12 protein-coding genes are annotated in these 12,548 nt (G+C 43.3%); all 12 read left to right on the plus strand.

What is annotated here, in order from left to right; all coding sequences use genetic code 11:
- Positions 1 to 72 precede the first annotated feature (72 nt).
- The 12 genes from flgB to CKO50_RS11080 all read left to right on the plus strand — a co-directional run bounded on the left by flgB (position 73) and on the right by CKO50_RS11080 (position 12,203).
- Entirely contained in the window at positions 73 to 483 is a 411-nt protein-coding gene (flgB, locus tag CKO50_RS11025) for a flagellar basal body rod protein FlgB (protein WP_010369289.1), read from the plus strand.
- Positions 484 to 485: 2 nt separating this feature from the next.
- Positions 486 to 917 (plus strand): flagellar basal body rod protein FlgC, encoded by a 432-nt coding sequence (gene flgC, locus CKO50_RS11030; RefSeq protein WP_095728185.1) that lies wholly within the window; start codon positions 486 to 488, stop codon positions 915 to 917.
- 17 nt (positions 918 to 934) lie between these two features.
- Positions 935 to 1,618, plus strand: coding sequence for a flagellar hook assembly protein FlgD (locus tag CKO50_RS11035; protein ID WP_095728186.1), 684 nt, complete (start codon positions 935 to 937; stop codon positions 1,616 to 1,618).
- Between the two features lie 41 nt (positions 1,619 to 1,659).
- A complete protein-coding gene (gene flgE, locus CKO50_RS11040) occupies positions 1,660 to 3,060 on the plus strand; it encodes a flagellar hook protein FlgE (protein ID WP_095728187.1) in 1,401 nt (466 codons plus the stop codon).
- A 123-nt stretch (positions 3,061 to 3,183) separates the two neighbouring features.
- Positions 3,184 to 3,948, plus strand: a complete 765-nt coding sequence (locus tag CKO50_RS11045; protein WP_095728188.1) for a flagellar basal body rod protein FlgF — start codon at positions 3,184 to 3,186, stop codon at positions 3,946 to 3,948.
- 16 nt (positions 3,949 to 3,964) lie between these two features.
- Entirely contained in the window at positions 3,965 to 4,753 is a 789-nt protein-coding gene (gene flgG, locus CKO50_RS11050; protein WP_039492578.1) for a flagellar basal-body rod protein FlgG, read from the plus strand.
- A gap of 16 nt (positions 4,754 to 4,769) precedes the next feature.
- Positions 4,770 to 5,453, plus strand: coding sequence for a flagellar basal body L-ring protein FlgH (gene flgH, locus CKO50_RS11055; protein ID WP_095728189.1), 684 nt, complete (start codon positions 4,770 to 4,772; stop codon positions 5,451 to 5,453).
- A gap of 46 nt (positions 5,454 to 5,499) precedes the next feature.
- Complete coding sequence (locus CKO50_RS11060; protein WP_095728252.1) at positions 5,500 to 6,573, plus strand: flagellar basal body P-ring protein FlgI; 1,074 nt, start codon at positions 5,500 to 5,502, stop codon at positions 6,571 to 6,573.
- 108 nt (positions 6,574 to 6,681) lie between these two features.
- Positions 6,682 to 7,650: a flagellar assembly peptidoglycan hydrolase FlgJ gene (gene flgJ, locus CKO50_RS11065; RefSeq protein ID WP_095728190.1), complete on the plus strand. Its 969-nt coding sequence runs from the start codon at positions 6,682 to 6,684 to the stop codon at positions 7,648 to 7,650.
- 1 nt (position 7,651) lies between these two features.
- Positions 7,652 to 9,664, plus strand: coding sequence for a flagellar basal body rod C-terminal domain-containing protein (locus CKO50_RS11070; protein ID WP_095728191.1), 2,013 nt, complete (start codon positions 7,652 to 7,654; stop codon positions 9,662 to 9,664).
- Positions 9,665 to 9,666: 2 nt separating this feature from the next.
- Positions 9,667 to 10,902, plus strand: coding sequence for a flagellar hook-associated protein FlgL (gene flgL / locus CKO50_RS11075; RefSeq protein ID WP_095728192.1), 1,236 nt, complete (start codon positions 9,667 to 9,669; stop codon positions 10,900 to 10,902).
- 317 nt (positions 10,903 to 11,219) lie between these two features.
- Positions 11,220 to 12,203, plus strand: coding sequence for a flagellin (locus tag CKO50_RS11080; protein ID WP_095728193.1), 984 nt, complete (start codon positions 11,220 to 11,222; stop codon positions 12,201 to 12,203).
- The last annotated feature ends 345 nt before the right edge of the window (positions 12,204 to 12,548 follow it).

Here is a 12,548-nt window from a genome sequence, read left to right on the forward strand (position 1 = left end):
AGATAAATTTAGATTTAAAACTGGCCTAAAGATTGCTTTATCATACCTGAGTCAATTTTTTGGAGTCAGATAATGGCAATTAGTTTCGATAAAGCGTTGGGTATACATCAGCATACGATGCTGCTGCGCTCACAGCGCGCTGAAATTCTAGCAAGCAATATCGCAAACGCAGACACTCCAGGATACAAAGCTAAAGATATTGACTTTGCTAGTGCTTTAAAAGCGGCAAAGACAATGCAAAGAAGCGGCAATGATATGGTTAGAACTGATGCAAAACACCTTAGTGGTGGTACCAAAATGAGTAATTCATCTGAACTATATCGTTCACCAAATCAAGCAGATACAGGTGATGGTAACTCAGTTGATATACAAGTGGAACGAAATTTGTATGTACAAAATGCATTAGAGTACCAAGCCAGTTTGCAATTTCTTGGTGGTAAGTTCAGTGGTCTTAAAAAGGCACTCGGCGGGCAAGGGGCATAATTATGAGTTTATATAACGTTTTCGATATTGCGGGTTCAGGAATGAGTGCACAGAATGTGCGACTAAATACCACCGCAAGTAATATCTCAAACGCAAACTCAGTGAGTTCTAGCCAAGATACCGTATATCGCGCTAGACATCCTGTATTTGCCGCAGAACTTTCCAAAGCTGCAGCTTCCCAAAACAATGTCGCGGGATCTTCGGTTGGAGTAAAAGTATTAGGTGTGGTTGAAAGCGATAAGCCGCTTCAAGTTGAGTACAACCCAAACCACCCAAGTGCTGACGCAAATGGCTACATTTATAAACCGAATGTGAATGTGGTAGAGGAGATGGCAAACATGGTTTCTGCTTCTCGCTCTTACCAAACCAATGTTCAAGTTGCAGACGCTGCAAAGCAAATGCTTAGTAAAACATTGCAACTAGGCCAGCGCTAAATTGGGAGTAACAGCTGATGAGTAATAATGTAAATGCCACTTCTTCAACGGGTGTAGATTCACTCTACTGGGATAGGCAAAAACAGGCTGAGGAGAAAAAGCCCAGAGATGAGCTATCGCAAGAAGATTTCTTCTCGCTGCTTACTCAACAGCTCTCTTTCCAAGATCCAAGTAAGCCTGCGGACAACGATCAAATGATCGCGCAGATGACAAGTTTTACCATGGCCGAGGGGATCTCAAAGTTAAATGAGAACTTTGATTCATTAGCTGCATCGATGACTTCTAACTCGGCGCTTCAAGCATCAACGCTGATTGGTAAAAAAGCCTTACTCGAGTCAACGACGTTGGAACATGGCGACGATGCACTTACGAAAGGGTCTGTGATTGTACAGGAGCCGGTTCAGAATCTATCAGTGGGTATCTATGATGAATCTGGAGCGCTTGTAAACACGCTTGAATTTGGCGAACAAAGTGTGGGCGCTGTGCGATTCGATTGGGATGGTAAAAATAAAGACGGTGAGATGATGCCTCCAGGTGAATACACCATAAAAGCGGAGGGTATGATTGAAGGTGAATATCAAACTTTACCGTCGGCCACATTTAGAAATATAGACAGTGTTAATGTTAATGGTGCTAATGGCATCGTCATTAATACCAAAGAAGGCGCGGTGCGCTTAACTGATATTGCTGAAATAGCATAGTAGTTTTAAAGAATTAACCTTAAGAACTTAGAGGTGAGAGTATGAGTTTCAATATAGCACTGACAGGTATTGCCGCCGCGCAAAAAGACTTGGACGTAACAGCAAATAACATTGCTAACGTGAACACGACGGGCTTTAAAGAGTCTCGCGCAGAATTTGCTGATGTTTACGCGTCTTCGGTTTTTAGCTCTGGCAAAACGAAAAATGGTGATGGTGTACAAACGACCATGGTTGCACAGCAATTCCACCAAGGATCATTAAAGTTTACGCAAAACTCGCTAGACTTGGCGATTGAGGGCGAAGGCTATTTTGCCATGTCAAACTCTCTTCAGTCGCAGGATTTCACCTATTCTCGTGCCGGCGCATTTAAGCTCAATAAAGATAACTTTATCGTGAATGCTAAGGGTGACTACTTGCAAGGCTTCCCTGTTGATCCATCAACCGGTGATACCACGTCTTTGAGTTTAAGCACAACATCGCCTGTTCAAATTCCTGATGCATCGGGTTCTCCTCGTGCAACCTCACAAATCTATACTTCGTTTAACCTAGATGCGACGGCGCAACCACCGACAATTGCTTTTGATCCTGAACAACGTGCTTCATATAATTCAAGAACTGCAATTACGGTATATGACTCATTGGGTGAATCACATACATTGCAGTTGTTCTTTAGAAAAACGGCGGATAATGAGTGGTCTACATATGCAACGATGGACGACAAACCTTTTAACCATAATGCTCAGCAAATTGATCCAGCAGCAACACCGCCTGTTCCATATACGCCAGTTAGCGTGTTCCGTTTCGACGCAAGCGGTATTCCATCAGAAACGGCAGCTGATCCTTCAGCTACGCCGCTTGTGTTTAACAATAATACCGGCTCGACATTTAACCCCTTAAGTCTTGCTGGACCGCAAGATGCGGTCGATCCAACTATTGGTATGTCAAACTTGTTAGAAAATGGTGCAACCTTCCCGAATGATATTGTTGTTAACTGGCGTGATGAAGCAAACACGGCTCAGAAGCTACCAACTCAATATTCATCGGGTCGATTTGAAGTAAAAGCATTGGAGCAAGACGGTGCGACCGTTGGCCGCTTAGCAGGTATTGATATCGGTACTGATGGCAAAGTAGTAGCTTCATACACTAACGGTGACTCGACGTTCCTAGGGCAAGTCGCGCTAGTACGCTTCCCCAACTCTCAAGGCCTCCAAGCGATTGGTAATACTGAGTGGAAGAAAAGTCTATCTTCTGGTGAGCCGCTTGCAGGCGAACCAAACACAGGTACGCTTGGTGGTATTAGTTCATCGGCCCTAGAGCAATCGAACGTTAACCTGACTAACGAGTTAGTAGACCTTATTAGCGCTCAACGTAACTTCCAAGCGAATTCTCGAGCGCTTGAGGTTAATTCAACATTACAACAAAATATATTACAGATCCGATAATATATTATGCCCTCCAAAGGCTGCTCCAAAGGCAGCCTTTTTTATGTCCGTCAAAAACATCTCCTCACTTTGGCACTGTGCTTGCATTAACTAGGTTAAGTTTGAATTTTATAGGTCATCGTCATGGATAAAATGGTGTATATCGCAATGTCAGGCGCTAAGCAGAGCTTACGCGGTGTGGCACTCAAAGCGAATAACCTTGCTAATGCCAACACGACTGGCTTCAAAGCAGATTTTGCTCAAGCGCGCTCAATGCAGGCGTTTGGTGAAGGTCTACCTACTCGAGTCTTCGCGATGCAGGAGCGCCCTGGTACTAATATGACTGGTGGTGCAATCGTTGAAACTGGTCGTGAGCTTGATATTGCAGTAGATGATAAGTCGTGGATCAGTGTTGTTGACGCGTCGGGCGAAGAAGCTTACACCAAAGTCGGCACGCTCAATATTCGTAATGATGGTGCGTTGGTCACAGCCCATGGGCGTCAACTTATTGGCGAAGGTGGACCTATTGTCTTACCTATTCCCGTTGATAAAGTGGTGTTTAGTGACGATGGCTCTATTCAAGTGCGCCCACAAGGCGCTCCTGCTAACTTTCTTGAAGTGGTTGATAGGCTGAAAATTATTGAAGCAGATAATAGTAAGCTACAAAAAGGTAATGACGGCCTATATAGACCAAAAGAAGATAAGCTAGAAGATGGGATCTGTGGCTTTTGTGAAATATCACCAACCGCGAAAGTGATGAGTGGCTTCTTAGAGATGTCCAACGTCAATCCCGTTCATGAGATGGTGGATATGATCAACCATCAAAGACAATTTGAAATGCAAATTAAGCTGATGAAAACAGCTGAAGAAATAGATGAGCGACACACTTCGCTCCTACGCATAGTTTAAGAGTGAGGTAGAGATTATGAATCCGGCATTGTGGATAAGTAAAACAGGTTTAGATGCTCAGCAAACTGATATTTCAGTTATTTCGAACAACTTGGCGAACGCCAGTACCGTTGGCTACAAAAAGAGTCGTGCGATATTCGAAGATTTACTGTATCAAAACATCAACCAACCTGGTGGCCGCAGCTCTCAAGATACAGAACTACCGTCTGGTTTGATGCTTGGTGCAGGTGCCAAGGTGGTCGCCAACCAAAAGAACTTTTCTCAAGGTAATATGTTAAGTACCGAAAATTCTTTGGATTGGATGATCCAAGGCCCGGGCTTTTTTGAGATTCAGATGCCAGATGGCACAACTGCGTATTCAAGAAACGGTCAGTTCACGACGGATGAAGAAGGCCGAATTGTTACTTCAGGCGCAGGTTTCCCTGTGTTACCTGAGATGAATGTACCCGACGATGCACAGTCAATCACTATCTCTCAAGATGGCGAAGTATCAGTGCGCGTTGCAGGGCAAGCTGAAAACGTTGTTATAGGGCAGTTGACTATCAGTGACTTTATTAATCCATCAGGTCTTGAGCCAATTGGACAAAACCTTTATACGGAAACTGCGGTGAGTGGTGCACCCGTACAAGGTAACCCAAGCGTTGAAGGGTTAGGTAAAGTTGTTCAAGGCGCACTTGAGACGTCAAACGTTAATGTGACGGAAGAGCTTGTAAATCTAATCGAAACTCAACGTGTGTATGAAATGAACTCAAAAGTGATTTCAACGGTAGATCAGATGCTGAGCTACATTAATCAACAGCTGTAATTGGGTAGGGGGTATTATGCGTGCATTATATTTAACCATCGTAACGGTCGCTGCATTATCTGGATGTAGTACAACACAAAATAAAAATGTGGTGCGTGACGATCCGTATTATGCACCTATCTATCCCGAGGATAATCAAGCCCAAATGGTGGCAACAGGGTCATTATTTAATACGCAGTTTTCCAATGATCTTTACGCTGACAAAAAAGCGTTAAGAGTCGGTGATATTATTACCATCGTACTTAGAGAAACGACTCAGGCGACCAAAGCTGCAAATTCTGAGCTGGATAAATCTAGTGATTCGAGCCTAGACCCTGTGATTGGCCTAGGTGGCAACGCCATTAATATCGGAAAAGAAGCAATACAGTTTGGTGCTAAATCCAGTTCTTCTTTTTCTGGTGATTCGAAGTCTAATCAGTCCAACAGCTTATTTGGTAATATTTCAGTCAATGTTACCAGAGTGCTTCCTAATGGCAATTTAGTGATCCGCGGCGAAAAGTGGTTAACTCTTAATACTGGTGAGGAATTTATTCGCTTAGAAGGGTTGGTAAGACCTCAGGATGTGACCGCAGATAACACCGTTGAGTCCAATCGAGTGGCAAATGCCAGAATTCAATATTCAGGTAAAGGTGACCAGCAAGAAGTGCAAAGTGCAGGTTGGTTAACGAGTTTCTTTATGAGCGCGCTGATGCCGTTTTAAGGTGCTGAAAATGAACAATATGCTTAAGAATATTTTGCTTATCGGTATGGCCATTACGTTGGTTGGCTTTTCTTCTTTGGCTTCTGCTGAGCGAGTTAAAGATGTCAGTATGGTTGAAGGGGTTCGTTCAAACCAACTGGTTGGCTACGGGCTCGTTGTAGGCTTGCCTGGTACCGGTGAGCAAACCAGATTTACCGAGCAAAGCTTTAAAGCGATGTTGAATAGCTTTGGCATAACGATGCCCGCAAGCTTAAAGCCAAAAATTAAAAATGTTGCGGCTGTTGCGGTCCACGCTGACTTGCCACCTTTTGTTAAACCCGGTCAAACCATTGACGTGACTGTGTCATCTATTGGTAGTGCTGGTAGTTTACGAGGCGGTACTTTACTTCAGACTTTTCTTAAAGGGGTCGATGGCAACGTATATGCAATCGCGCAAGGTAGTTTGATTGTTGGTGGTTTGGGCGCTGATGGTGCCGATGGGAGCCGAGTTGTGATCAACACCCCGACTGTTGGTCGCGTAGCAAATGGCGCGACAGTGGAGCGAGCGGTACCAAGTCCGTTTACTCAGGGAGATTACATTACCTTTAACTTGAATAGACCAGACTTTACTACCGCAAAACGCTTAGCCGATACTATCAATGGCCTTGTTGGGCCTAACAGCGCTAAACCTATGGATGCAGCCTCAGTGCGAGTAATTGCACCAAGAGATCCGTCTCAGCGCGTTGCGTATTTATCTACGCTAGAGAATCTTGAATTCAAACCAGCGGATACCGCTGCGAAGATCATCGTTAACTCGCGCACTGGCACGATTGTTATCGGCAAAAATGTCAAGTTGCAGCCTGCGGCAATTACTCATGGCGGCCTTACCGTAACAATTGCTGAGCAGCAAAATGTTTCACAACCTAATGCGCTGGCGAATGGCGAAACAACAGTGACGCAGCAAAGCATTATCGACGTAAATCAGGATGACTCTCGAGCGTTTGTGTTTGACCCAGGCGTGAGTCTTGATGACTTGGTTAGGGCAATTAACCAGGTTGGCGCAGCACCTGGCGATTTAATGGCGATCCTTGAAGCGCTAAAAGAAGCAGGCGCGATAAATGGTCAATTAGTCGTCATTTGATGTTCCATTATTAATCAACTAGTTAGCCCCGCAATTGTGGGGCTTTTTTTTGGCTCGGATTTTGCATTTCTATTTGTATAGTTATTAACGTCAAACAGTGCTGAGTGTATGAACACCGACCAATTGAAAAATCAAAGCTTTTTTGACCTAGGAAACCTTGATTCGATCCGTAAAGAGGCGCTGAAAGGTGCTGGCGATCAAGGTGCCTCAGATCAGGCATTGAAGAAGGCGGCACAACAGTTTGAGTCTATCTTTACGCAAATGTTGTTACAAAGCATGCGTAAAGCGAATGAGGCGCTAGAGGATAAAGACAGTCCATTTAACTCTAGTGGTGTCAAATTTTTTGAAGAAATGCATGATCAGCAACTTTCGATGCACTTATCTGAGCAGGGTAGCTTAGGACTTGCAGATCTGATTGTGCAGCAGTTGTCTCCTAATTCTGAAAAGTATAAGCCTGCCTCTGTAATGAGAGCTGACGGCGATATTTCCTTTAAAAGGCAGGCGACAGCGAGTGTGAATAAACCTGAACCGCAGGCTGTCAATGTTAAGGCAGATACCTCAAGCGATGAACAAACAGGCTTTGGTTCTCCAGAGGAATTCGTCGACAGAATTTGGGAATACGCTCAAACAGCGGCGAAAAAGTTAGGCTTGAACCCAGCGGTAATGGTTGCACAAGCTGCACTGGAAACCGGTTGGGGTAAACACATCATCAGCAAAAAGGATGGTAGTAGCAGTTTTAATCTATTCAATATCAAAGCAGATAGCCGCTGGAGTGGTGAAAGCGCCAGAAAATCGACACTTGAATTTGAGCAAGGGTTACCGGTGCAAAAGCAAGCTGATTTCCGTGCTTATAAGTCGCTTGAACAAAGCTTTGATGATTATGTCAGTTTCCTAAAAGGTAATCCGAGATACGAGCAAGCCTTAAATAAGGCTGGTGATAGTCATGCCTATTTAAGTGAACTTCAAAATGCGGGCTATGCAACCGATCCGAATTATGCCAACAAAATTAAGTCAGTTTTAAAGCGTATTGATGTATCCGATTTCTTATCCGGTGCGTTAACAAAGGGAGTCAGATGAGATGTCATTTGATCTATTAAATATTGGTGCGGCAGGTGTTAGGGCTAATTCCGAGTTACTACAAACCACCAGTAAAAACATCGCTAACCTAAATACCAAAGGGTATATCCGTGAACGGACTGAGCACGGAACGATGATTGGTGGCATGGTTGGTCGTGGTGAAACGGTGCGTTTGATCAACCAATTCGCGCAGCAACAACTGAATCGTGATATTTCCAATCAGTCTTATTATGAGCAGTTTGTCACTGAGGCAAGTCGCGTTGATACGTTATTTGCACAAGACTCGAATAGCCTGAGCAAGAGTATCAACTCGATGTTTAATAATTTACAAAGCGCGATAAACTTGCCCTCGTCGACAACTAACCGATCTCTATTCATGACGGGCGCTCAAGGTCTTGTCGATCAAATGGATAGATTGTCAGGTATTGTTGTTGATCAAAACAGTATCGTGAATGAGCAATTGGATATTTTCTCAGAAGAAGCTAATAACCTTGTTCAAAAAATTAGCGAGTTGAATAAGCAAGTGGCGAGTAAATCTGCACTTAATCTTAACAATGTCGATCACAGTGTACTAAACGAGCGAGATCAAGCAATTAAAGAGCTTGCCGAGCTCGTAGATATAGAAACACTCGACGGTGAAAATGGCGAGAAGCTTGTATTCTTAGGCACTGGGGACGCGCTTGTGATGCAAGGTGGCGCTTTTAATTTATTTGCGATGAAAGGCAACCCAGACCCTAACCACAAATCACTAATCTTAGACATTAAAGATAAAAATGTTGTGCAACTCGAGCTAGATAGTGGCAGTTTGAAAGGCAAAATTGGCGGATTACTGGCGTTTAGAGATGAAGTGTTGATCCCAGCACAAAACCAACTAGGCCAAATTGGCCTCGCATTAGCAGATGCTTTTAATCAGCAAAATAGATTGGGAATGGACTTAGATGGCAACATAGGTGGAGATATATTTAAAATACCTACCGTGGGTGGCTTTGCTTACAGCGAAAATACAGGTACCGCAGCGCTTACGGCAACACTTGAGCCTGGACGCGGCAATGAGTTGCCAGCTACCGATTTTCAAGTTACTTATACCAGTGCAACAACCGTTGAAATAATAGCTGTAGATGCCAAAGGAAATCCTATCGGTACTCCGACGACTGGTAATATCGCAGGTGGAGTCATCACGGGAACGGGCGATTATTTTGGCTTACAAATGAACGTAACCGGTAGCGGTGCAACAGGCGATAGATTTCTTGTGAAATTAAATCAACAGGCCGCAACTGGGTTGGAGCTTGCAACTCAAAGACCAGAAGCACTTGCATTAGCGTCACCAATTCGTACTGAAAAATCAGCAGACAATAATGGTACGGCGACCATTTCAGCTGGAGTCGTCACTGATACCGACCCCGCGACCAGTGCGTTTACTGCGGGAACGCCGCCAACGTTGAATGATGGTCCTTATACTTTGACTAAAACAGCCAATGCTAACGAATATACGTTGACCAGTAATTCAGGTACAACGCATACCTTTACGGCTCCTGCGAATGGCAAAGATATACTTTCTACAGTGGGAGCAGCGCCAGCACCTTTTGATAATCTTGGCTTCACTTTCGATATCGAGGGGACACCTAATACCGGTGATAGTTTTGAGATTAGCTTTAACACTGGTGGCTTTGATGACAACCGTAATGGTGCAGCGCTCGATGGTCTGAAATCATCTGATTTAGTTAGACAAAATCTAGAGTCTACAGGTAGTACCGAAAGCCATAAAACCTTTAATGAAGCATATGCTGATATTGTCACCGGGGTAGGAGTTATTACCAATCAAGCGAAAACTAATGGTGCGGCATTCGAAGCGCTAGCCAATCAGTCAAGCGCATGGTTTGAGTCTCTATCGGGTGTAAACCTAGATGAAGAGGCTGCCAATTTGTTACGTTTTCAACAATCTTACTCGGCTTCTGCGCAAGTCATTTCAGCAGCAAGAACTGTGTTCGATACCTTATTAAGTGCAGCGAGGTAATTATGCGTTTATCTCAAAATCAAATTTTTAATTCAAATCTCAATTCTATTTTGCGTAATCAGCAAGATGTGAACAAAGCAACACAGCAGCTGAACACGCAAAAGCGGGTATTGAGTGCTTCTGATGATGCTTCAGCGACTGCTAGAGCGATGCTTTTTGACGACCGGATCCAAGCAAACGATCAGTTTACTAAGAATTTGACTATGCTGTCTTCGAGATTAGACACTCAAGAGTCAGTACTCGAAAATATTAAAACGGCCATTGATAGCGCTTATGCCAAGTCGATACAGGCCGGTAACGGCGGGTTATCTGATGTTGACCGTCAAGCAATCGCTGATGAGCTAGAGTCCATTCAAGATACTATTTTGGATTTAATGAACTCAAAAAGTGAGGATGGTAAGTTTATATTTTCCGGCTACCAAGATAATACGCAAACTTATAGTTTTGATTCAGCCACTGGAAAGTACGTATATAACGGTGACCAAGGACAGCATAAAATAAAAGTTTCTGAAGGGGTTGAAATACGCTCAAGTGATAACGGTTTTGATGTATTTGAAAGTGCAGAGAAGCGACTGAATATTACTTCAAATACAGGTGTGGTTTCTGGTGGAATTACTTCTGCATCGGTTTATGTAGACGAGCAGGCTGTATTTGATAAGTTTCATAAAGCAAATTACAACGCTGATCCTAGTGCGCCTGCAGGTGCAAACACCTTTGACTTAGTGGTGACAGCCGGAACACCTAATACTTATCAGCTTGAGCAGGGGGGAACGGTTATTTCAACCGGTACTGCAGAAGGCGGAACTATTAAAGTCGCAGGTATGGAGTTTGACTTCGCTGGTGCTGCGCCGGGCCAGATAAGCTTTGATTTGGAAAAGCCCCAGAAGGAAAATATTCTAAATACATTAGAATCTATGATTACGTCATTAAGAGACCCCAGTATTACTGGCGATGATTACAAACAGGTACTTGCAGACGGGATCTCTGGACTAGACAATGCCAAAATCAAGATATCGCAAGGACAAGCGGGGCTTGGTGGCAGGTTAAATGCTGCAAAGCTTGTATCTGATGCAAATTCAGACTTGGACGTTGATAATAAGGCAAATAAAGCGGCTTTAATAGAAGTCGATTTTTATTCTGCGATTTCAGAACTCACCAAGCATGAAACTGCGCTGCAGGCATCTCAGGCAACATTTGGCCGCCTAACTAACCTTTCTCTATTAGACTATATTCGTTAAAAGATGGCCTTTGCGGGCCGTTTACTCTCACACCACTCTAAACTCAATTTTTCCTCGTAACAAGCTGAACAGTAATACATTTTCATTCAACTCTCTGATCGTAACCTAGGTGCGTCAAAACTTTGGCATATTTGTTTGAGCAATAATAAAAGCATATAGAAATCATGACGATAATTTTTTTTTTAAAAAAATACTAAAGGAAATTTTTTGCCGACCGATAACTTAATTAACCAAGCCGGAGAGTGAAAAACATTCAAAGGTTGGAAAAGAATCTAAGTTTGAGAGTGAAAGACTCGATTTAAAGTGGGAGAACCATCATGGCACTTTATGTAAATACTAACGTAAGTTCATTGAACGCACAAAGACAATTAATGAATTCTGGTAACTCACTAGATACATCATTCAAGCGTCTATCATCTGGTTTTCGTATCAACAGCGCTGCTGATGATGCTGCAGGCCTACAAATTTCTGACCGTTTGAGTTCACAAATCAATGGTCTTAACCAAGGTAACCGTAACGCGAACGACGGCATATCTTTAGCACAAACTGCTGAAGGTGCGATGGATGAAGTAACGTCAATGTTCCAACGTATTCGTACACTGGCGCAACAAGCTTCAAACGGCTCAAATACAGATGAAGATCGCTTGGCAATTCAAGAAGAGATTCGCTCACTGTCAGACGAGGTGAATCGAGTTGCTGCAGATACAACTTTTGGTGGTCAGAATCTGCTTGATGGCTCATATAAAGCTAGTTTTCAAGTAGGCGCGGATGCGGTTCAAACAATTGGTTTTAGCATGCAGACAGTGGGTACAAGCGCTAATGGAGCGAACTCATTATCAGCAAGTGGTGGTTTTACACTATCTGGTATTGCGAGTATTGCAAGTTCTGTTACTGGTACTGCCGGTACTTCTCTGGCATCATTATCTGAATTAAGCTCAGTTGGTAGTAGCGCGACGGTTGGTAGTTCTTTCACCTACGCTGGAGTTTTCCAAGCTGAGAATATTTCAGTTTCATCACAATCAAATGCACAGCGAGTTTTAGCTGGTATGGACGCGTTAATAGCTGTTGTTGATAAAAAGCGTGCGGAGCTAGGGGCGGTCCAAAACCGTTTCCAGTCGACAATTCGAAATCAATCAAATATCTCTGAAAATTTGTCGGCTGCGAAATCACGTATCAAAGATACTGACTTTGCTCAGGAAACTGCAAACTTGACCAAAATGCAAATCCTTCAACAGGCGAGCCAAACAATCCTAAGTCAGGCTAACCAACGTCCTCAGGCTGCTTTAAGTCTTCTAGGATAACAGTTGGAAGGTAAAGGTGCCTAAGCCGAATGGGGTATTTGCTTAGGCACCAAATTGGATGATAAAGCGGAGGTGCTTAAATCCAATAGCGTTCATAAAATATATGAACACGTTAATTAAAGCATTAAGTATGCCAACTTTATGCTATAAAAATGACACTCACTCTCAAATTTATTTGAAGAGGCCAACTGGCCTCTTTTTATTTCCTGACTCTTTGAGCGGAAGCCTCTCCATCCATCAAAAAAAGCTGCAACTAAATGCCGGAATGCTAGATAGCAGTTTCTCGATTAACAAAGTACTTAATACCTATTTTTAAGTTCCCTATGTTATTTAATCATAGCTTTG

The sequence above is a fragment of the Pseudoalteromonas sp. HM-SA03 genome, assembly GCF_002289345.1.
Classification (GTDB): Bacteria; Pseudomonadota; Gammaproteobacteria; order Enterobacterales; family Alteromonadaceae; genus Pseudoalteromonas.